Origin of the sequence: Marinobacter sp. OP 3.4 (genome assembly GCF_036224885.1) — a bacterium.
In the GTDB taxonomy this organism is placed as follows: domain Bacteria; phylum Pseudomonadota; class Gammaproteobacteria; order Pseudomonadales; family Oleiphilaceae; genus Marinobacter.
On record NZ_JAVVLT010000032.1, the window covers coordinates 205325 to 223814 of the forward strand.

At 60.0% G+C, this 18490-nt stretch carries 26 protein-coding genes; 10 read left to right on the top strand and 16 right to left on the bottom strand.

Annotated elements, in window-relative coordinates; genetic code table 11:
• Window position 1 precedes the first annotated feature (1 nt).
• The 5 genes from RO069_RS06065 to RO069_RS06085 form a co-directional block, all read right to left on the bottom strand.
• The gene (locus RO069_RS06065) at window positions 2-328 is read right to left on the bottom strand and encodes a rhodanese-like domain-containing protein (RefSeq protein ID WP_328185973.1); all 327 of its coding nucleotides are present in this window, start codon (window positions 326-328) and stop codon (window positions 2-4) included.
• Window positions 329-509: 181 nt separating this feature from the next.
• Window positions 510-962, bottom strand: coding sequence for a thioredoxin TrxC (gene trxC / locus RO069_RS06070; RefSeq protein ID WP_328185974.1), 453 nt, complete (start codon window positions 960-962; stop codon window positions 510-512).
• A 97-nt stretch (window positions 963-1059) separates the two neighbouring features.
• On the bottom strand, window positions 1060-1959 hold the full coding sequence (locus tag RO069_RS06075) for a sigma-70 family RNA polymerase sigma factor (protein WP_328185976.1): 900 nt from the start codon (window positions 1957-1959) through the stop codon (window positions 1060-1062).
• A gap of 22 nt (window positions 1960-1981) precedes the next feature.
• Window positions 1982-2416 carry a RidA family protein gene (locus RO069_RS06080; protein WP_328185978.1) on the bottom strand — a complete coding sequence of 145 codons (435 nt, stop codon included), beginning with the start codon at window positions 2414-2416 and terminating at the stop codon, window positions 1982-1984.
• A gap of 70 nt (window positions 2417-2486) precedes the next feature.
• Window positions 2487-2945 (bottom strand): carboxymuconolactone decarboxylase family protein, encoded by a 459-nt coding sequence (locus RO069_RS06085; RefSeq protein WP_328185979.1) that lies wholly within the window; start codon window positions 2943-2945, stop codon window positions 2487-2489.
• Window positions 2946-3126: 181 nt separating this feature from the next.
• On the opposite strand from RO069_RS06085, the gene RO069_RS06090 reads away from it, so the two are divergent.
• The 5 genes from RO069_RS06090 to RO069_RS06110 all read left to right on the top strand — a co-directional run bounded on the left by RO069_RS06090 (window position 3127) and on the right by RO069_RS06110 (window position 7863).
• Complete coding sequence (locus tag RO069_RS06090) at window positions 3127-4140, top strand: CobW family GTP-binding protein (protein ID WP_328185981.1); 1014 nt, start codon at window positions 3127-3129, stop codon at window positions 4138-4140.
• Complete coding sequence (locus RO069_RS06095; RefSeq protein WP_328185983.1) at window positions 4141-5019, top strand: DUF72 domain-containing protein; 879 nt, start codon at window positions 4141-4143, stop codon at window positions 5017-5019. It abuts the gene before it with no gap.
• Between the two features lie 210 nt (window positions 5020-5229).
• The gene (locus tag RO069_RS06100) at window positions 5230-5745 is read left to right on the top strand and encodes a MarR family transcriptional regulator (protein WP_328185985.1); all 516 of its coding nucleotides are present in this window, start codon (window positions 5230-5232) and stop codon (window positions 5743-5745) included.
• Window positions 5742-6806: an HlyD family secretion protein gene (locus RO069_RS06105; protein ID WP_328185987.1), complete on the top strand. Its 1065-nt coding sequence runs from the start codon at window positions 5742-5744 to the stop codon at window positions 6804-6806. Before RO069_RS06100 ends, RO069_RS06105 begins: the two co-directional genes overlap by 4 nt.
• A gap of 7 nt (window positions 6807-6813) precedes the next feature.
• A complete protein-coding gene (locus tag RO069_RS06110; RefSeq protein ID WP_328185989.1) occupies window positions 6814-7863 on the top strand; it encodes a DUF2955 domain-containing protein in 1050 nt (349 codons plus the stop codon).
• Between the two features lie 95 nt (window positions 7864-7958).
• Here RO069_RS06110 and RO069_RS06115 read toward each other — a convergent pair whose 3' ends face one another.
• The 6 genes from RO069_RS06115 to RO069_RS06140 all read right to left on the bottom strand — a co-directional run bounded on the left by RO069_RS06115 (window position 7959) and on the right by RO069_RS06140 (window position 11690).
• On the bottom strand, window positions 7959-8555 hold the full coding sequence (locus RO069_RS06115; protein ID WP_328185991.1) for a hypothetical protein: 597 nt from the start codon (window positions 8553-8555) through the stop codon (window positions 7959-7961).
• A gap of 317 nt (window positions 8556-8872) precedes the next feature.
• On the bottom strand, window positions 8873-9259 hold the full coding sequence (locus RO069_RS06120) for a DUF2750 domain-containing protein (RefSeq protein ID WP_328185993.1): 387 nt from the start codon (window positions 9257-9259) through the stop codon (window positions 8873-8875).
• Between the two features lie 91 nt (window positions 9260-9350).
• Complete coding sequence (locus tag RO069_RS06125) at window positions 9351-9782, bottom strand: DUF3010 family protein (RefSeq protein ID WP_328185995.1); 432 nt, start codon at window positions 9780-9782, stop codon at window positions 9351-9353.
• Between the two features lie 19 nt (window positions 9783-9801).
• The gene (locus tag RO069_RS06130; RefSeq protein ID WP_328185997.1) at window positions 9802-10146 is read right to left on the bottom strand and encodes a PBPRA1643 family SWIM/SEC-C metal-binding motif protein; all 345 of its coding nucleotides are present in this window, start codon (window positions 10144-10146) and stop codon (window positions 9802-9804) included.
• Window positions 10147-10268: 122 nt separating this feature from the next.
• Window positions 10269-11165 (bottom strand): DMT family transporter, encoded by an 897-nt coding sequence (locus tag RO069_RS06135; protein ID WP_328185999.1) that lies wholly within the window; start codon window positions 11163-11165, stop codon window positions 10269-10271.
• A 114-nt stretch (window positions 11166-11279) separates the two neighbouring features.
• Window positions 11280-11690: a hypothetical protein gene (locus tag RO069_RS06140; RefSeq protein ID WP_328186001.1), complete on the bottom strand. Its 411-nt coding sequence runs from the start codon at window positions 11688-11690 to the stop codon at window positions 11280-11282.
• Window positions 11691-11774: 84 nt separating this feature from the next.
• On the opposite strand from RO069_RS06140, the gene RO069_RS06145 reads away from it, so the two are divergent.
• Together RO069_RS06145 and tenA are read left to right on the top strand one after the other, a co-directional pair.
• On the top strand, window positions 11775-11987 hold the full coding sequence (locus RO069_RS06145) for a penicillin-binding protein (protein WP_328186003.1): 213 nt from the start codon (window positions 11775-11777) through the stop codon (window positions 11985-11987).
• Window positions 11988-12019: 32 nt separating this feature from the next.
• Entirely contained in the window at window positions 12020-12688 is a 669-nt protein-coding gene (gene tenA / locus RO069_RS06150; RefSeq protein ID WP_328186004.1) for a thiaminase II, read from the top strand.
• Window positions 12689-12706: 18 nt separating this feature from the next.
• On the opposite strand, the gene RO069_RS06155 is transcribed toward tenA, so the two are convergent.
• Together RO069_RS06155 and RO069_RS06160 are read right to left on the bottom strand one after the other, a co-directional pair.
• Entirely contained in the window at window positions 12707-13243 is a 537-nt protein-coding gene (locus RO069_RS06155; protein ID WP_328186005.1) for a class I SAM-dependent methyltransferase, read from the bottom strand.
• A gap of 222 nt (window positions 13244-13465) precedes the next feature.
• Entirely contained in the window at window positions 13466-14188 is a 723-nt protein-coding gene (locus RO069_RS06160) for a tellurite resistance TerB family protein (RefSeq protein ID WP_328186007.1), read from the bottom strand.
• Between the two features lie 208 nt (window positions 14189-14396).
• Here RO069_RS06160 and RO069_RS06165 point away from each other — a divergent pair, with 208 nt between their 5' ends.
• On the top strand, window positions 14397-14852 hold the full coding sequence (locus RO069_RS06165; protein WP_328186009.1) for a GatB/YqeY domain-containing protein: 456 nt from the start codon (window positions 14397-14399) through the stop codon (window positions 14850-14852).
• Window positions 14853-14949: 97 nt separating this feature from the next.
• On the opposite strand, the gene RO069_RS06170 is transcribed toward RO069_RS06165, so the two are convergent.
• Both RO069_RS06170 and RO069_RS06175 read right to left on the bottom strand, forming a co-directional pair.
• Complete coding sequence (locus RO069_RS06170) at window positions 14950-15471, bottom strand: ankyrin repeat domain-containing protein (protein WP_328186010.1); 522 nt, start codon at window positions 15469-15471, stop codon at window positions 14950-14952.
• A gap of 10 nt (window positions 15472-15481) precedes the next feature.
• Window positions 15482-15961: a hypothetical protein gene (locus RO069_RS06175; RefSeq protein ID WP_328186012.1), complete on the bottom strand. Its 480-nt coding sequence runs from the start codon at window positions 15959-15961 to the stop codon at window positions 15482-15484.
• Between the two features lie 273 nt (window positions 15962-16234).
• On the opposite strand from RO069_RS06175, the gene RO069_RS06180 reads away from it, so the two are divergent.
• Window positions 16235-17578, top strand: coding sequence for a hypothetical protein (locus tag RO069_RS06180; RefSeq protein WP_328186013.1), 1344 nt, complete (start codon window positions 16235-16237; stop codon window positions 17576-17578).
• 134 nt (window positions 17579-17712) lie between these two features.
• A complete protein-coding gene (locus tag RO069_RS06185) occupies window positions 17713-17985 on the top strand; it encodes a CDGSH iron-sulfur domain-containing protein (protein ID WP_328186015.1) in 273 nt (90 codons plus the stop codon).
• Window positions 17986-18024: 39 nt separating this feature from the next.
• On the opposite strand, the gene RO069_RS06190 is transcribed toward RO069_RS06185, so the two are convergent.
• Complete coding sequence (locus tag RO069_RS06190; RefSeq protein WP_328186202.1) at window positions 18025-18405, bottom strand: HipA domain-containing protein; 381 nt, start codon at window positions 18403-18405, stop codon at window positions 18025-18027.
• Window positions 18406-18490: the final 85 nt, after the last annotated feature.

Here is an 18490-nt window from a genome sequence, read left to right on the forward strand (position 1 = left end):
CTCAGGCCGCATGCTTCTGTTCAAACCAGTCCTTGGTGCCGCCTTCATAGTCATACACATTGGTGAAGCCTTCGTCTTCCAGCTTTTTCGCGGCTTTCGGCGAGGCATCGCAGTCAAAGCTGGCGCAATAGACCACGATCTTGCGGTCTTTGCCACCGGCGACGGCTTCCACCTGTTCAAGGAATGAGGGTTCCTCCACCGGAATATTGATGGAGGTGCGGATATGCTCCCGGTTAAAGGCATCCCGGGGCAGCACGTTAATCAGGACGAAATCCTCGTGATCGGTTTCGTTCATGATCTTCAGGTCATCGCGGCTGATGGTCTTCATAAGTGCCTCCTTTTCAGAAAGCGGGACCAACAGATTGGCCAGATCGGGTAACTTCAACGCCAACCTGGCATTGCACATCAGATCCGACTGCCGGGCCCGTGTATTGACTCTTACCCCTATCCCTCAACCTAGTGTTGCCACACCCGATTTCAAGGCGGTTTAACCAGTTGTAACTCCAGTCTCAGGTACCGGATACCGGGAGAAGCGATTGCAGCCACTGATTGATCTGCCCCTGGTTCATGGCGCCGCTCTGGCGGGCCACTTCCCGGCCATGATGGAAAAGAATGACCGTGGGAATCGAGCGGATGCCGAATGTGCTGGCAGGCCCGGGGGACCGCTCGGTGTCCAGCTTGGCGAAGCGGACTTTCCCCTGCCAGCGGCTGGCCGCCTGCTCGAACTGCGGCGCCATCATCTTGCAGGGCCCACACCAACTGGCCCAGAAGTCCACCAGTACCGGCAGGTCACTGCGGCCGGTATGCACGGCGAAATTCCGGTCAGTCAGTTCCAGGATGCTCCCCGGCCACAGCGGCTGTTTGCAGGCGCCACAGTTGCCCCCGGCCGCCAACTTCTCCCGCGGCACCCGGTTCACCTTATGACAATGGGGACATACGACGTGTTGGGAATCGGTGGTCATTGATCTGCCTTCTTTGAGGTACCTCCGAACGACATAGGGGCGCCCCACGGGAAATCAAGCAGAAAGATCCGTAGCGCTCAAAGCTTGTCAACGGAGGTCAGTGAACCGCCCCATCCGAAGGCAGGTGGTCGACCAGATGGCGTAGTTTGTCCGGGTTGCGGATGATGTACACGGCCTGGATACGACCATCATCAATCTCCACCGTTGTGACCTGGGGAAGGCCATCCTCCTCAATGGTCAACCAGCCAGGCAAGCCGTTCACGTTAACCCGTTTGACCCATGGCGGGTCGACTGATTCCGCCCTGCGGGCCACAGCCGAGAAGAGGCGACAGATCCTGTCGACGCCCTGCAACAGTCGCAAGGCAGCGATGCGTTTGCCGCCGCCATCCGACTGCAGGGTGACATTCTCACTCAGTAGCCTTTGCAGGGCGGCTACATCACCGGTGCGTGCCGCCGTGAAAAAGCGGTCCGCCACTTCCCCATGCTCGTCCGGGGTAACCCGATAGCGCGGGCGCCCGGCCTCAACCCGTTTGCGGGCACGGCTCGCAAGCTGACGGCAGGTTGCCTCGCTACGGTCCAGACTGGCAGCCACCTGGCCGAAATCCAGCCCGAAAACATCGTGCAACAGGAAGGCCACGCGCTCCAGCGGTGAAAGCCGCTCCAGCGCCAGCATCAGGGCATAGGACACATCGCTGGCCAGGGCCTCCAGCTCCATCGGCGTGTCCGGGCTTTCCACCAGCGGCTCCGGCAGCCAGGGACCAATATAGGTTTCCCGCTGGTGCCGGGCCGACCGGAGTCGGTCCAGGCACAGACGGCTGGTGACCGTGGTCAGGTAGGCCCGCGTATCCTCCACCTCCCCATGATCGGTACCGTGCCAGCGCAGGTAGGCGTCCTGCACCACGTCCTCCGCCTCGGTCACCGAGCCCAGCATGCGGTAGGCGACGCCGGTCAGGTAGCGTCGCCACTGTTCAAACTGTTGTGTTGATTCGTCGTTCATCGTCAAGAGCTTCCCGCCCGGACTACTCCAGGACAACCGTCGCGTCCACCTCGAACAGCATGCCATCCAGTGCCAGCCGTGGTACCGGCACCAGGGTCTGGGCCGGCAGCGAGTCGCCGAAGGTCTGCTTCACCTGGCGGGTCATGACCTCAAGCATGGAAGGATCATAGTTCACCACATAGGTGTTGATCCGGGTCACCTGTTGCGGGCTGGCATCCAGCTCCGCCAGCACCGTCCGAAGGTTGCTGTAGGCCTGGGCCACCTGGTCCTCGAACGCTTCCGGCAATGTGCCATTGGCGGTCTCACCACCCTGCCCGGCAACGTGCGCAACCCGACTGCCGCCCGTGGCAACAACGGCGTGGCTGTAGCCATTAGGGGCAGGATCGTACAGGTCTGCCGGATTCACAATGGCGGTTTCCACCCCGCCCGCCTCTGCGGCACCCACTATCATGCTCATGGCTATCACTCCTGTCTGGAAAAACCTGGTGGCTTGGGACGACATAGCTCGAACTCCGGGGCGACGACGATCAGCGCGCATGCCTGGCCTCGTTAGGATGCACCGCTCGAAAACCCACACTGATCCGGTTCCACACGTTGATGGCGCCGATCAGCAGTGTCAGGTTGACGAACTCCTGTTCCGTGAAATGCGCCAGCCCCTGCTCGTAATCCAGCGTGGGTGCGCCGGTGTCCGGCAATCGTGTCAGGGCCTCCGTCCAGCCCAGGGCGGCCCGTTCCCGGGGGGTGTAGAGCGTGGACTCCCGCCAGGCGGACAGCAGGTACAACCGGGCTTCGCTTTCTCCCGCCGCGCGGGCATCGCTGGTGTGCATATTCAGGCAATAGGCACAGCCATTGATCTGCGATGCCCGGGTCTTCACCAGTTCAACCAGGCTGTATTCCAGCCCGCAGTCACGGACATAGTCTTCCAGCTTGACCATGGCGGCAATGGCATCGGGGGCGACCTGGTAGGGGTTCAGTCGTTTTTCCATGGTGGTGCTCCTCATTTTCGGATGGATGTGTTTCTACCAGGGAAGACGAGGCAGCCAACAGGAATGTGACATGGATTGCCAGAGACCCAACTACCTGCCACAGGTATCGCCTGGATTTTCATTGGCGCGAGATTGTTATAACATAACACCTTCATCAGCCACTGATCTGGAATGCCCCCTCATGCATACCCCCCGCATCACGGCGGTTCCCACCAACATCATCACCGGTTTCCTCGGTGTGGGGAAAACCTCCGCCATCCTGAACCTGCTCAGGCACAAGCCCGACAACGAGCGGTGGGCAATCCTGGTGAACGAATTCGGGGAGATCGGTGTGGATGGCAGCCTGCTCCAGGGCAGGCACGCCGAGGCAACCGGCGTCTTTGTGCGGGAGGTACCCGGGGGCTGCATGTGCTGCACCGCAGGCCTGCCCATGCAGATCGCCCTGAACCAGCTACTGGCAAAGGCCAGACCCGATCGCCTGCTGATCGAACCAACCGGCCTTGGGCACCCCTTCGAAGTGTTACAGAGCCTTTCCGCCGAGCATTACCGGGACGTGCTCTCGATCGGCAAAACCGTGACCCTGGTGGACGCCCGCAAGCTCACGGATGCCCGGTATACCGGACACGCCACCTTCAACCAGCAGATTGCCATGGCCGATGTAGTGGTGGGCAACAAGCAGGACCTGTATTCGGCGGAGGACAAACCACGGCTGAAAGCCTACGTGCAGGACCATGGCGCGCCCGGAGCAACAGTCACGTTCACCGAGCAGGGAGCGTTGGAGCCGGCATGGCTGGAAGGACCCACTGCGGCCCTGGCAGACGGCCATCACCACCATCACCATTCGTCCGCCCCCCCGGGAACACCGGTCGGAGCCGGCCCCATTCCCGACGGCGGCTTCCTCAGGGCAACCAATGAAGGCGAAGGCTATGAAAGCGTCGGCTGGCGCTTTGACGCCAACCGACTCTTCGATCACCAGAAACTGTTCGCCTTCCTGAGTGGGCTGGACGCCGAACGCATGAAAGCGGTCTTCATCACCGACAACGGCGTGTTCGGGTATAACCTGACCAGTGACAGCCTCACAGAAATGCCCCTGGATGATACCCTGGAGAGCCGGATCGAGATTATCGCCCCGAAGGTTGATCCGGACTGGGAGCAGCAGTTGCTAGCCTGCTCAGGCATCCCGGACCGGCACTGAGTGACCAACCAACAGACGCAACGCAACCACCCCATGCCCCATCCCTACTTCCTTGGCTGTCCGCAGTGGCAGCACCCGGACTGGAACCGGCTCCTGCCGCCAGGACAGAGCCCTCTCGCCCGTTACAGCCAGGTGTTCAACAGCGTGGAGGGCAACACCACCTTCTACGCCACCCCCTCACCCGAACAGTGTGAACGGTGGCGATCCCAGGTGCCGGACCCTTTCCGGTTCCTGTTCAAGCTCCCCCGCCAGATCACCCACGACCAGATGCTTGCCGGGGTCGACCAGCCGCTGCGGGCGTTCCTGACCCTGCTGGACCCGCTCCAGGACGTGCTGGGGCCCTTGCTGCTCCAGCTTCCTCCAGCGTTTGGGCCGGAGCACCTGAATAACCTCTGGCATTTCATCGATACCCTGCCATCGCCGCTCACCTGTGCCGTGGAGGTGCGACACCCGGCTTTCTTCGACAAAGGCCATGCGGAGCGGGACCTGAACCGGGGGCTGCGGGAACGGACACTGGCCCGTGTCTGCTTCGACACCCGCGCCCTGTTCGCAACCCCGGCTACGGACGAAGCAACCCGCGATGCCCAGCGCAAAAAACCGAGGTTGCCCCTCCACCTGCTGCCCGGCGACGCACCGCCGGTGATCCGCTATATCGGTCACCCGGACCTGCAGGCCAACCGCCCCTTCCTCCAACCCTGGGTTGACCGGTTCGCTGATTGGATCGCGGAAGGCAAGCAGCCGTATATCTTCATGCACATGCCTGACAGCGGCGACGCCCTGGCACTGGCCAGGTTATGGAACGAACTCCTGGGGCAACGGGTGCCTGCGGCGGACTTTCCCGACTTGAGTCAGGAAGCGCCCCAGATAGGGCTGTTCTGAAGGCCGAACCGCGCCAGGCCAAGGAAGGCCCATCGATACGGGCGTCCCTCCCCACTAATCCAACACCACCCCGATGCCTCTCGTACGCCCTATCCACTATATATGTTAGCTTGCTAAATTAAATTCCTGCCGATATTATTGTTAGCACGCTAATCAAACAATCCGCTCCGCTGCACCTCCCGACGCCACCGGAGCCACGAGATCCCGATCATGCCCATTCATACACATACGGGCGCCCTGCCGTCCGATACCGCCACACAAACCGCCCACCACAAACTCAAGCCATCTGTCGGTGGGGCCCTGGGGCGCGTCCACCGGTTGTGGCGCCAGGCCATTACCCATGCGGTATCCCCGCTGGAGCTGACCGAAAGCCGCTGGGCGGTACTGGTGCACCTGGACCACCTGGGTGAAGGCAATAGCCAGCAGGCCCTGGCCCATGCCCTGGCCATCGAGATGCCGTCCCTCACCCGCACCCTCAACCAGCTTGAACAGCAGAAGCTGATCGAGCGCCGCGCCGCCCCCAACGATCGCCGTGCCCATACCCTCTGGTTCACCGCGCAGGGCCGCCACCTCATGGCCGACCTGGAACAGCGTATCCAGGAAGTGAGAACCGCCATCTACGGCAACCTGGACGACCAGCAACTGGACCAGCTCGCCCGGACCATCTGTGCCATGGAGACCAACCTCCACCAGTACCTGGACACCCACAGGGAGGACTGCCAATGACTCCGGATCAGGCCTTTGCCCGCTGGGTGCGGCTGTCGCTGATCGCTTTCGTGATGGTGTTTGTCTATTTCCTGGTGGCCGACCTGTGGATGCCGCTGACACCCCAGGGGCGGGTGATGCACAGCGTGGTGCAGGTGGCGCCGCAGGTCAGTGGCCAGGTGGCCGAGGTACACGTGCGCAACAACCAGCATGTGGAAGCCGGCGACCTGCTGTTTACCCTGGACCAGCGCCCGTTCCGGCTAGCCATCGAGAAAGCCGAACTGGCCCTGGAAGCGGCCAGTGTCCAGAACGACCAGTATGATGCCGGCCTGGCGAACGCCGACGCCGCCCTGGCAGCCGCGAAGGCAAAGGAGGCGCAACTGGCCCGGGATGATGCCCGCATGCAACGGCTGAAGGCGAATGGTGGTGTATCCCACCAACAGGCGGACCAGGTGGCCGCCGAACACGAGGCCGCACAGGCCAACGTGCGGGCGGCGCAGGCCAGGGTGCATCAACTGTCGGTGCAGCGGGGCCTGACGGATGAACAGAACCTGCGCCTGCGACAGGCCCGCAATGACCTGTCCCAGGCACAACTGGACCTGGCCTACACCGAGATCCGGGCCGAACAGGATGGCACGCTCTCCAACCTGCAGGTGCAGACAGGCACCTACGCCCGGGCCGGCACTTCCCTGGCGGCGCTGGTGGGTGACCGGGCGGATGTGGTGGCGGATTTCCGGGAGAAATCCCTGGCCTATGTACGCCCCGGCGACCAGGCTGCCATCGTGTTCGACGCCATTCCCGGGGAGGTGTTCCATGCCAGCGTCGCCACCATCGATGCCGGCACACGACAGGGCCAACTACTGGCCGACGGGACCCTGGCGGCCCCCACCAGCACTGACCGCTGGGTACGGGATGCCCAGCGCGAGCGCCTGCACCTGGATCTGCCGGAGCACCGGGATCTGCTGCAACGCCTGCCCTCCGGTGCCCGCGCCACGGTACAGCTGTTACCGGCCTCCGGACCGGCTGCCTGGCTCGGGGAACTGCAGATCAAGGCCATCGGCCTGATCCACTACATCTACTGAGGTCACCATGGCCCGCTTCAAGCCGATACTGCTGGTCAGCAAGCCGTCGATGAACACCAACGACCTGCGCCAGTGCCTGCGGATCGCCTTTGGCGGTATCCTGGGATTCCTGTTCTGCAAGATCGCCGGCACCAACTACGGCGCATTCTATACTGTAACCCCCATGCTGCTCCTGGGCATGGTCCCGGTCCTGAATCCCCACGTGCTGAGGCAATTCCTGGCCGGCGCGGCCCTGGTGACCGTCATGGTGCTGGTGGTACAGGGTCTGTTTGGCGACAAGCCCGTGCCCCTCACGCTGATCGTGGCCGGGTTGTTTGCGCTGCTGTTCCGGGCCATGGCCCGTGGCCCCAATTTCCTGTTTGGTGCCACCAGCATCGTCAACCTGTCGATGTTGCTGCACTTCGCCAGTTACCCCAGCGCCGACGTGCTGGGCATGGTGACCACCTTCCTGGAGGCGGTGCTCGTCAGCCTGGCCATTGTGGTGCTGATGCACTGGCTGTTTCCCGAGGTGGAACCCCGGCCACCGCGACAGGTACCGCCCAAACCCGCCAGCAACCAGCGCCACGAGGTGATCCTGGCCACCACGGTGGCAACGCTGTCATTCATCGCCTTCCAGGTACTGGACCTGCGGGGATCCCTGTCCGCCCAGGTGGCCACCATACTGGTGCTGTTTCCCCTCAACTGGAAAGGCGCCGGCCCGGCGGGCTGGAACCGGGCCATCGGCACCTTCGTGGGCTGCAACGCGGGACTGGTGCTCCAGCTATTGCTGCTCAACCATTTTGACGTGCTGCCCTTCATCACCTTCGGCCTGTGGCTGAGCCTGATGGTCTTCGCCCGTTACCACATGCTGGAAGGCGGAATCTCCGGCGCGGGTTTCGCGGCACTGACCACCATGGCCATCCTCTTCGGCCAGTACCTGACACCCCAGACCGACCTGGTCTACAGCGACCTCTACCGCTTCAGTTCACTGGCCGTGGCGGTCCTGGTGTCTCTGATGGCGGTGTATGTCATGCACCACGTGTTGAACCGGTTTGCCAGTACCCGGTTGGTGGAATGAGAGAGTGGAGATCGGATGGTATGACGGATTGCGGTGGAAGCGGCCCTGGTCGCCAGGGCCGCGCATCGCAACGGATCACGTCGCAGTCAGGCCGGTCAGTTGGCCTGGGCGCGCCTGACCCGGGGGGTAAGTAACAGGTTGTCGGGCTTGAGCCGATCCTTCAGTGTTGGCAGCGAAAAGCCGACCTTGACGTTACAGGGTGCGGGTCCGGGTTCCCCTGGCAGGGACGCCACCCAAAGCTCCGTCCCATCGGTGTGGAACCCATTGACCGACTGTATGTCGGGGCAGGTTACCCCCTGGCTGGCCGCCTGGTTTTCACGTTCCTGAAGCAACTCGCGGATTGCGGCCTCCTGGAATTGCTCGAAAGCGTACCGGTCCCGGAACTGCTCATCCAGATCGATCTCCGTCCCGTCTGCCAGGTCAAGGTTCAGGAACCCCGACACACGTTCCGGGGACGGCATGGAGGCACACATCCACGAGGCCTCGTACGCCATGCTGAGAACGCCGTTGGCGAGGTGGATCTCCCGGGTATGAAACGCGACATCTCCCATGCCATCGCAACGGAACTGGCCAACCAGTTCCGATATCCGCTCATTGGCAGCGTCGGCCGCCGAGGGGTGGCTGGTGGACAGCACTTCAGGATAAACCCGGGTTATTTCCCAGAAACCAAACGGAAACCGATCATCCTGCATGGAGGTTTCCTCGGTCCGGAGTTTGTACTCGAATTGCCCTTCCAGCTCGGCACGGTTGCGCGTCTCCGCCTTTGCGTTACCAGACCTGAGCGAGGAATCATCCGCACTGGCCGAGGAATCGCACGCTGTCAGCAGGACGCTATTGGCGAGTAATCCAGTTACGAGAACAGCTTTTAGAAAATCCATTTATCGAACTTTGTTTCCAGGGGGACGATGCTACGTCCCGAACCAGTTTAGTGTGACCGCTATTATCCACATCCATGGCACATATGAACACCTTGTGGTCTCGCCCGAGGCCGACAGGTACCCGGCAACCATCAGAAAGTGTCGCTTAGAACCTCCTGCAGGTCGTTTTTCAGTTCTTCCGGCCCGGTGATCCAGAGTTCACTGTCCACGCCCGGGAAAACACCAATCTCCAGTCCGTCTTTGGTCATTCCCGGCACCCACTTCCGGAAGAAGTCCGGCAGAGAAATCGCTTTCGGAGACAGGTCCCCCGCCCCCTTCGCGTACTCGCTGGCAAACTCAGTACCTGGCCAGACCGGCAGATACGCCACACCGTCCTCGTCGGAGACGATCTTCAGGAAGTGGTTATCGGCATTGACCAGAATCCAGATCTCCCGCTCCTCGGCCACCTGGTCCAGAAAATAGTCGTATCGCTCCTCGCCATCCATCTCGAGTATCTGGGTTAACGGGTTGTCGCTCATAGTCGATCCATTGCGCCGTTGGTGTGTGATGTGGAGTCTAACGTAAATTGAGGAGTTGCCCTCTTCTGTCTGGCCGATATAGCGGAATCACCTATCTCACCATATGCCCCACATAGGCGGCGGTAAAGGCGGTTTCCTGAAACGCTTTCAGCCCGGTGTCGACGAACGGGATCGGCAACGGGTTGGCGGCCAGTGTGGACTTGATCAGCGCGGTCGGGAGCAACCTGACCTCCAGTTCGGGGCTGGCGATCAACTGGATGGCGGCCTCCAGCTTGAAGCTGATGGCGCCCCCGGCAAATTTGCCTTTCGCCATCCGCTCCCTGATGACAACGCCGGTTACTCCGTATTCGGCCATCAAGCCAGCAAAAGCCGCCTGGAACTGCTTCAGGTCTTCCCGGGAGTGGTTCTTGCCCAGCGATAGCTTGCGCACCTTGCACTCCGGCAGGCTGAACTGCCCCCGGTCCAGGTTCAGCAGGCAGACCACCGCATCGCTGCCGGTCAGTTCAACACCGCAAATAATCATAGCCTTCCCCTGATGGCTGTCAGCCACAGCACTTCTTGAATTTAACACCACTGCCACAGCTGCATGGGTCATTACGGGACGGACGTTTCGCTGTGGTCACCGGCGTGCCCTTGTTCAGCAGCACGGACAGTTCGGCAATGGATTCAACCGCGCCCTCACGGGTATCCACCGTAATGTTTGCATGCAGACTGGCCTCGGCCACCTGGGCTTCGATCTCCTGCCTGCGAGCCTCACTGGTGACCACGAGAGTGAGCGGGTACTTCCTGCTGCCGGGCTTCTGACTGGCCCTGGTCTCAAAGCCGCCATGGGCGGTGTGGTGCTGGCGCGCGTCCTGGCGGCCCTTGTAGAAAAATTTGTCTGACATGCTGGTGTCCTGGTGAACGGAGGAGTACCCGGGCGCTCAGGGAAATAGCCTGTCGCTGGGCGGAGCACGTTTTAGCATGCCTGTGGGGTTGGTGATATAGGCAGATGTGAAAATACCCGGACTCAGGCCGGTTTCTGTTCCGGCACTCCCTGGACGCTCGAAGAGACACTGAGCACCGTCACCATCACCAATATCAGCCCCATACCGAAGAACTGCAGACCGGCCAGGCTCTCGTCGAACACCACCAGACCGAACAGCGAGGCGGTGACCGGCTCAACCATCGCCAGGACCGAGGCTACGGCCGGCACAGTATGGTTCAGTCCAACCACATAGAGGATGAAGGAAAGCCCTGCCCCCAACACACCCAGCCCCAGGAACAGTGGCCAATCCGACGACATGGGAACCGACAGGGTCTGGCCGATGTCGCCAAACCCGATGAGGGTGGCTGTCAGTACCGCAAACGCAATGGACAGGACCGCCTGTGGACTGCCCCGTGGCGCGGCGTACTTGAATCCGAAGATGAACAGCGCATAGGACACCCCGGACAGCAGACCCGCGCCCACGCCAAGCGCCGTCAGACCACTGCTGCCGATATCATAGACCTGCGTCAGTAACACAATACCCACCATGACCACCGCGATGGCGACCCATTTCAGGACGGTGGGCGTTTCCAGCTTCAGGACAAAGGAGACGAGATAGACGAACACCGGGGCGCAGTACATCAGCGTGGCGGCAACGGTGATGCTGCCCTCGGAGATGCTCACGAAATAGAAGGCAAAATTGCCCGCTACGCCGAGCCCGGCCAGCGCGGACCAGAACCATAACCGTCGATCGGCCAGACCGCTGCGTTGCGGCCTCAGGGCCAGCCAGATGAGGACGAATACCATCCCGATCATCCCCCGGTAAAGGGAGACCACGAACGGATCCCAGCCGTGGGTCAGGAGCATCCCCCCGATCCCACCGGACAGTCCCCAGCAAAAGGCCGCCAGCGCCACAAATGCTGTACTCGCGAACACCATAGGAAACCCACCTGGTGCCGGAAAATGTAGTCAGCCAAGTGGGGAGTATTGCACCTACGCGCCGGGGGCGTATCTACCGGGTTCCCGAAACGGCAGGAGCATGGGAAGCGGATCCTACGCGACCGGTTTCAGCGCCCCGGGGCGGGTAAGCGCCGTACCCAGCACCAGAACAAATGCCGCCAGCACAAACACCTTGTTCACAAACCAGTTGGTGCGCCAGATGGACCACTCCGGGTCCGCCAGGAATCCGATAAACAGGGTGACAATGATCACGATCTCAACCACCGACATACCAATGGCCAGCAGGCGGGTATACCGGGGCCGCATCAGCAACGCCCAGGCCAGCCAGAGATGGGCCAGCGGCCACAGGTCCCAGAAGATGTAGGTGGTCCAGGCCTCACCACTGACCAGCGCAAAGCCAATCGGGAACAGGTATTTGATAAAGACGGTCCAGGCCACGAGGATCAGGAAGAAGTGTGCGAGAAAGGTGCCCCAGGGGCTCCGGGAATGGTCGGTCGATGTCATTGGATATCCTCACCCAGTTGCTTGAGGGCGCGCTGAATGGGACATTGTAACCATCAACCCAACGGACTCGCGAGGTACACGCCAATGGCTGATGAAGACACCCTCACCGCCCTGAAAACCGCCTTCACGTTCATGCCCCAACCCGTGGAAATCAACCGGTTTGACTACGGCGACGACGCTGACAGGGTTCTCGCCCAGGTCAATTTTGTGCGGGAAGTGCTGGTGAGCCACGGTATTGATCCGGACGAAGTGGCCGGGGAAATCAATCCGGACTCGTCACCGAATTCCTGCTACTGAGCCCAAACGGACCCGAGCACCCAGGAGATCCCATGCCCTACCAGTTTGACGACCTCAAACAGGGCTGCCAGACCCAATGGCGCGCCTACATAGAACATGACTTCGTGCAGCAACTGGGCAATGCATCGCTGGCACCGGAAGCGTTCCAGCACTACCTGAAGCAGGACTACCTGTTCCTGATCCAGTTTGCCCGGGCCTTTGCCCTGGCCGCCTACAAAAGTCCCTCCCTGTCGGACCTCCGCCAGGCCAAGGAGGGACTGCAGGCCATCGTGGATGTGGAGCTGGACCTGCACATCCGCTACTGTCGGGAATGGGGTATCACCGAGGATGAGCTGGCCAGCCTGCCGGAAGCACGGGCTACCCTCGCCTACACGCGGTATGTGCTGGACGCCGGCAACCGTGGCGACCTGCTGGACCTGCACGTGGCGCTGTCACCCTGCATGGTGGGTTATGGCGAAATCGCCAACTGGCTGAACAGCCGTCCAGGGACCCTTCGCGGTGACAGCAACCCCTACGACGCCTGGATCGCCATGTACGAAAGCGACGAGTTCCAGGAAGCCATGCAGGCGGAAATCCGCTGGCTGAACGAGAGCCTGGCCGATGTGTCCCCCACCCGGTTCCAGCAGCTCACCCGCATCTTCAGCGACGCCACCCGCCTTGAAATCGATTTCTGGGAGATGGGGCTGAAGCTGAGCGACTGACCCGGAAACCCGGGACGGTCACCCAGCAGCCGTCTTACACCAACGGTAAACCCGCATCGGGGGAATGTTCCGCAGTTCCAGGATACAACTGTCGTGTGGCCCCATAATGGGGTCGGTGATCCGGGCCACATCGCTGCGGAACTGGTAGGCAATGAAGCGACCACCCTCGGCCAGGTTGTCGTTCACCGCCCGGGCGACCCGGGTGCCAACGTCTGCCGGCATCTTTGAGAAGGGGATGCCGGAAATCACCACATCCGCCTTGTCCAACCGGTGCGACGCCAGGATCTCCGCCAGGTTTTCCGCACTGCCCAGGTGATTGATAAAACGCGGGTCGGCGATGTCGCCAAGCAACTCATGGAAGTGCGGGCTCAGTTCGATGGATAGCAGGCGGGCATCCTGGCCGAGGTTCTGGAGGAACGTCCGCGTGGTGCCGCCGGTGCCGGGCCCCAGCTCCACAACCCGTCTGACGTGCGTCAGTTCCGACGCATCGAGTATCCTGCGTTCCAGGTACCGCGAACTGGGAATGACCGAACCCACCTGACGGGGCTCACGCAAGAATCCACGGAAGAAGGCGCCCGGACTCGTTCTCCGGTCTGAATTGTCTTCCGGGCCAATACTTTCCCCGCCCATACGGCTCCCTCTGCCTGATTGTCTGGTTTATGAAACAGTCTTAACCATGAGACCTGTGTCCACTGCCGTCAATCATTACCCGCCTGCAAAGCGCATTTCAGTCATCCATATTGGCCGGTCGACCCATCGGACTCCCAACAGACAGACTCAGGCCGGTTCCAGAACCTGGCGATCCAGCTCCCTCGTCAACGTAGGCGGTAACTGGAGGGCGTTCGCCAACTGATCCAGCCAGGCCCGCTCCATGGGATTCTGGTCGTCAACAATCACAGCACTGACCAGGTAAACCTCCCGGGCCGCCTGGGGCGAGTCCGCCTGTCGGGCCAGAACATCAGCGTCCAGCGGTGCCTCGAACTGCTGCTGGATCCACGCCTGCAGTTCGTCATCGGCGCCAAGCTTCTCGATTTCCTGTGACAGCAGGGCTCGCTCGTTCGCATCAATATGACCATCGGCACGAGCAGCCATGATCATCGCCTGCAGGATTTCCAGGCCCCGTTGTTCCCGGGCCTGCCCCTGCAGTTGTTCCAGCGGCTGCCCCTGTCCGGTCTGGCTGTCCCCTCCAGTGGTGGCCGCGCCACCCTGATAGTTCTGATACGCCTTCCAGGCCAACACGCCGATACCAGCCAGCGCACCATACTTCAAAGCCTTGCCGCCCATTTTCCGGCCCCGTTTGGAGCCTACCAGCAGGCCCAGGGCCCCGCCGCCCAGAAGGCTTTTCAGGTCAACACCGCCAGCGGACCCCGAGGATCCCTTCAATTGGGAGGAAAGGTTGTCGACAACCCGGCCGACATCCAGCCCACTGGCGGCCCCCTTGCCGGAAGACTGGCCCGAAGCCTGGCCGATAAGCTGATTCAGAATCGAGGATACGTTCATGATGCCCGTCCTTCCTGGTGGTTGTGGAATGCGTCGAACCAGACTATGACCACCCCGTGAGACGGATAGTTCCGAAGGCACTGACCGTAAATCTCAATCGCATAAGCCGATCGTTTTTTTAATTGAACCAGCCCCGGTTTTTCGTTCAACATCTTCCATTGCAGGAGTTGAAGCCAGTTCCATTAGCCGAGATAGCGGGAGGTCGACCATGGCAGAAGAATCACTCAAGGACCAACTGAGCAACGCCGTGAAGAACGCGATGCGAAACAAGGACAGGACCCGGCTCGGTACGCTGCGCATGGCCCAGTCCGCCATCAAACAGATCGAGATCGATGAACGCCGGGAACTGACTGACGAAGACGTCCTGAAAGTACTGGACAAGATGCTCAAGCAGCGCCGGGATGCCGCCGCTCAGTACGACGATGCCGGCCGACAGGAGCTGGGCGACAAGGAAAGGGCGGAAATGGTCGTGATGGAGGAATTCATGCCCAGCGCCCTGTCCGAAGATGACCTGGATGCGCTTATCCGCACCACCATCAGCGCGACCGACGCCCAGGGCATGCAGGACATGGGGCGCGTGATGAACGAGCTGAAGCCCCAGGTCGTCGGTCGGGTGGACATGGGGCATTTGAGCAAGAAGGTGCGGGAGGCGTTGGCCGGCTGACTTCGGTCGCCGCAGAGTATGATGCCGGCAATAAGGAGATTTGAAGCTCGACTAGCCAATTACCTATCGCTAAACATTTCAGGGATACGGGCTATGACTATGTCCCTTGAAGGATTTCTATGATCTTTGCGCCTTCTGATCCGGCTTCCTTCTCCTGCAAAAGCCTCGCGAACTCCAGAGGTGTTCGGCCCTGCTCACCCTCTATATCGGGATCAGCACCGTGTTCCAGAAGAAGCTCAACAGCGAATGGATTTCTGTCCAATACCGCCGAATGCAACGCCGAAACACCGGAACCCGTTGCGGTATCGATAGCGTTCACATCAACGCCATTCTCCAGAAAATGCTCCAACAACTCCCTGGCCTGGGATTCATCCGGGTACAGGGCGGCGTAACGGGCACCGGCTTCAGCATTCAGTTGCTGAACCTCCCTCTCCGTCGGATGGAAGCCATACAGTGCCTTTTCAGCACCCCATTTGAGCGCTGCCGGGGAATCGTCGGAACTCATGTAGACGATCAACGTGACAGGGGAAGTATTGGCGAATTTATAGGTGAAGGCACCTGCCACACCAATCACCGCCACAAGCAGAAGAACCAGAAAACCTGCAATAAACTTTCTCATGGAGCCATCCTCAAACCCAGACCAGGTTACCCGCATAGAGGTCTGAAACCGCAAATGAAGGCAGTTCCCTCGGTAGGGATGCAATACCGGCGAGCAGCATCTCAAAGCGGGATTTCTGCTTCAGGGCAATCATCGCTCTCACCGAGTCGTAAATCTTCGCATCCGTCAGATCTTCCTCCGTAGCGTGGTTCCACCAGTGCTTCATGTACTTGCGCGTAATCTTCTTCACCAGCGCCCGAACGCTCGCACCCGGCTTTTTACGAATGATCGCGTTGATCAGAATATCGACAAATCCAACCAGGTAAGAGGCGTCCACAGCGACGATCAGCAACGCCTGTGCGTAGCGCCGGGCATCCAGATTCATGGACATCCCCTCAATAGCGCGCTTACGCTCCGGCCAGAAGAAGACAAAGACTTCCTTTGCCTCCTGATCGGTCAGCACCACATTCTGATCACTAATAACGGGAAGACTGAGCGAAACATCACTCATGCTAATGACTCCTTTCATAGCAGGGACTTCCGTCCGTCTGGAAGCCGTTGATTTGGCGTTGCGCAATGGCCAGACCACCAAGCGCATAGCGGAGATTAGCAAGAGCGGAATAGTGGTTCAATGACCTGGATCACCGAATACTACAAACTTAGCCTGCCCGGATTCCTGCTAACGGTTTTACAAATATTTTCAAACTCGCTTTCCCTTCCACTCTCCAACACCAGATCCCCTGCTACTCTCAATAAGGAACCTACAAAAACAAGGAGTCAGTCAGTGACCACCCGCCCGGATTACCTCGCCAGTGGTGAAGCCGCCCGTCTTATCCCCATCGTCCCCGACAGCGCCAGGGAGAATAAATCAGCGTCTGTCTTGCTCGCCGGCATGCGAGCAGTCCTGGAACTACGACAGTCGCTTCTCAAATCCATCGGCGTGCGTGTGGGCAAGACCTCCCAGCTTGAGGCTTGGACCGAGGTGGTGTTCAAAAGCCATGACAAGAAAGCCCCCTCACCCAAGGACCGGCCCGATGGGCTATTGATCCTGAGAACCGGGAAGCGGGAATGGAAGGCGTTGATCGAGGCCAAGATCGGCAACGATACCGTTAAGGAGGAACAGATCTCCAAGTACCTCCAGCAGGCCAAGGCCCACAATGTGGACGCCGTCATCACCATCACCAACCAGTTCGCCGCCCTTCCCACTCACCACCCGGTCAAGGTACCGAAATCCGCCACCAAATCCGTCGACTTGTATCATTGGTCCTGGGCGTTTATCCGTACCCAATGCCAACTGCTGCTGAAAAACGACGGCGTTGAGGATGAGGACCAAGTGTTCATCCTCTCGGAGTTGTTGCGCTATTTCGAGAGTGATCGTGCCGGCATCAGCAACTTCGATCAGATGAACAGCGAATGGAAGGACGTCGTCAACAAGGTCAAAAGCAACACGCCGCTGTCCAAAACCAGTGACGAAGTGCAGAACACAGTGTCCGCCTGGCATCAGGAACAGCGGGACCTCTGCCTGATCATGGCCCGCCTGACCGGCAGCGAGGTCACCCTCAAACTGAAAAACCAGCACCGCCTGGACGCCGCCAAACGGGTCAAGGACGATTCGGACGACTTCTGCAAGAACCAGGTCCTCACCTGTGCCCTTAATGTGCCCAACGCCGCTGCTGATCTCGAGGTTACGGCAGACGTCCAACGACGCATGATCCACTGCTCCATGAAGCTGGCCGCCCCGAAAGACAAGAAGAGCACCAAGGCGAGGGTGAACTGGCTGGTCCGCCAGCTCAAGAAAACGAACCCTGAGGGCATCTCCATCAAAGCGATCCGACCGGGTACGGCATTGCCGACCCAGAAGCTTCTAAAGGATCTACGGGATATCCCCGAGCTGCTGGAATCCGATACCTCCAAGAGCACCGCGAGCACCTTCGAGGTGGTGTATTCCCTCGACCTGGCCGGCAAATTTGGCGGTAGGAAGGTCTTTATCGAGGAACTGGAAAAGGCTGTACCTCACTTCTATCAGGAAGCCGGACAATGGTTACGGGCCTGGGCACCACCGGCTCCCAAAATTCAGCGGGAACGCGCCCCGGAACAGGAAGTGGAAATGGAGGCAGATTCCCAATAGGAACCAACAGGATACCCGCTTAGCTACATGCCGGTTTGCCTCTATCCTGGGCTACGACATCCTCTCGTTCGATGCTTCCGGAAAGGAACGGTTTATCGAGGTGAAGACCACCGCGTTCACCAAGGAGACGGACTATGAACAATCCCATCATTGCAGACAACAAGCCCCAGAAAGTCACGTTGGAGCAAGGGAAAAAGTACATGTTCTGTGCTTGCGGGCGCTCCAACAACCAACCCTTCTGCGACGGCTCTCACAAAGGTACGGGGTTCAGCCCCAAGAGCTTCGTTGCAGAGGAAGATGGCCACGCGTTTCTCTGCCAGTGCAAACACACTAACGATGCACCCTTCTGTGACGGTACCCACGCCCAGTTCGATAAAGGCCAGGTTGGCACAGAAGGACCAGGTTGAGTCCCGAAACCGGGACAGATCCAAACGACTCCAATTCAATTAAAAGCAAGTAAACGACAGGGCCTGGCGCAAATCATCGTGTTCAAATGCAGAAGCCATATAATCCCGTTGGGTGGCGCCAATGCCATACCGATTGGTCAGATCGCTCCAGGTCTTTACCGCCCCGGCCACCTCGCCAGCGATCTCTTTAGCTCGGTCGGCCGATAACCCATAGTAGCCGGCATTATCCATCGCCAGTTGCAAGCTGGCAGTCCGGTCACCGTACATATCGACGGACAAAGACAGAACCCTGGGCCCCACGTCTGCCGGTACCGGGTTCATGTCATAGGCTGGAGACAGAACCCAACCAGCGGCATCACGCAGGAAGCCATGGTTGCGCAGATGATCATCCGTGTTCGACACCAGAATATTGAATACCAGCTGTTCGTGATCGACTTAACCCTAATCTAAACGAAATTATAATTTCCCCTATAGTTGATAAAGGAAAGTATAGCTTTTTTACTAA

What these genes read in the sequence shown, in the direction of transcription:
- RO069_RS06065 (WP_328185973.1), bottom strand. Translation starts at nt 328, where the DNA reads ATGAAGACCATCAGCCGCGATGACCTGAAGATCATGAACGAAACCGAT.
- trxC (WP_328185974.1), bottom strand. Translation starts at nt 962, where the DNA reads ATGACCACCGATTCCCAACACGTCGTATGTCCCCATTGTCATAAGGTG.
- RO069_RS06075 (WP_328185976.1), bottom strand. Translation starts at nt 1,959, where the DNA reads ATGAACGACGAATCAACACAACAGTTTGAACAGTGGCGACGCTACCTG.
- RO069_RS06080 (WP_328185978.1), bottom strand. Translation starts at nt 2,416, where the DNA reads ATGAGCATGATAGTGGGTGCCGCAGAGGCGGGCGGGGTGGAAACCGCC.
- RO069_RS06085 (WP_328185979.1), bottom strand. Translation starts at nt 2,945, where the DNA reads ATGGAAAAACGACTGAACCCCTACCAGGTCGCCCCCGATGCCATTGCC.
- RO069_RS06090 (WP_328185981.1), top strand. Translation starts at nt 3,127, where the DNA reads ATGCATACCCCCCGCATCACGGCGGTTCCCACCAACATCATCACCGGT.
- RO069_RS06100 (WP_328185985.1), top strand. Translation starts at nt 5,230, where the DNA reads ATGCCCATTCATACACATACGGGCGCCCTGCCGTCCGATACCGCCACA.
- RO069_RS06105 (WP_328185987.1), top strand. Translation starts at nt 5,742, where the DNA reads ATGACTCCGGATCAGGCCTTTGCCCGCTGGGTGCGGCTGTCGCTGATC.
- RO069_RS06110 (WP_328185989.1), top strand. Translation starts at nt 6,814, where the DNA reads ATGGCCCGCTTCAAGCCGATACTGCTGGTCAGCAAGCCGTCGATGAAC.
- RO069_RS06115 (WP_328185991.1), bottom strand. Translation starts at nt 8,555, where the DNA reads ATGCAGGATGATCGGTTTCCGTTTGGTTTCTGGGAAATAACCCGGGTT.
- RO069_RS06120 (WP_328185993.1), bottom strand. Translation starts at nt 9,259, where the DNA reads ATGAGCGACAACCCGTTAACCCAGATACTCGAGATGGATGGCGAGGAG.
- RO069_RS06125 (WP_328185995.1), bottom strand. Translation starts at nt 9,782, where the DNA reads ATGATTATTTGCGGTGTTGAACTGACCGGCAGCGATGCGGTGGTCTGC.
- RO069_RS06130 (WP_328185997.1), bottom strand. Translation starts at nt 10,146, where the DNA reads ATGTCAGACAAATTTTTCTACAAGGGCCGCCAGGACGCGCGCCAGCAC.
- RO069_RS06135 (WP_328185999.1), bottom strand. Translation starts at nt 11,165, where the DNA reads ATGGTGTTCGCGAGTACAGCATTTGTGGCGCTGGCGGCCTTTTGCTGG.
- RO069_RS06140 (WP_328186001.1), bottom strand. Translation starts at nt 11,690, where the DNA reads ATGACATCGACCGACCATTCCCGGAGCCCCTGGGGCACCTTTCTCGCA.
- RO069_RS06145 (WP_328186003.1), top strand. Translation starts at nt 11,775, where the DNA reads ATGGCTGATGAAGACACCCTCACCGCCCTGAAAACCGCCTTCACGTTC.
- tenA (WP_328186004.1), top strand. Translation starts at nt 12,020, where the DNA reads ATGCCCTACCAGTTTGACGACCTCAAACAGGGCTGCCAGACCCAATGG.
- RO069_RS06160 (WP_328186007.1), bottom strand. Translation starts at nt 14,188, where the DNA reads ATGAACGTATCCTCGATTCTGAATCAGCTTATCGGCCAGGCTTCGGGC.
- RO069_RS06165 (WP_328186009.1), top strand. Translation starts at nt 14,397, where the DNA reads ATGGCAGAAGAATCACTCAAGGACCAACTGAGCAACGCCGTGAAGAAC.
- RO069_RS06170 (WP_328186010.1), bottom strand. Translation starts at nt 15,471, where the DNA reads ATGAGAAAGTTTATTGCAGGTTTTCTGGTTCTTCTGCTTGTGGCGGTG.
- RO069_RS06175 (WP_328186012.1), bottom strand. Translation starts at nt 15,961, where the DNA reads ATGAGTGATGTTTCGCTCAGTCTTCCCGTTATTAGTGATCAGAATGTG.
- RO069_RS06185 (WP_328186015.1), top strand. Translation starts at nt 17,713, where the DNA reads ATGAACAATCCCATCATTGCAGACAACAAGCCCCAGAAAGTCACGTTG.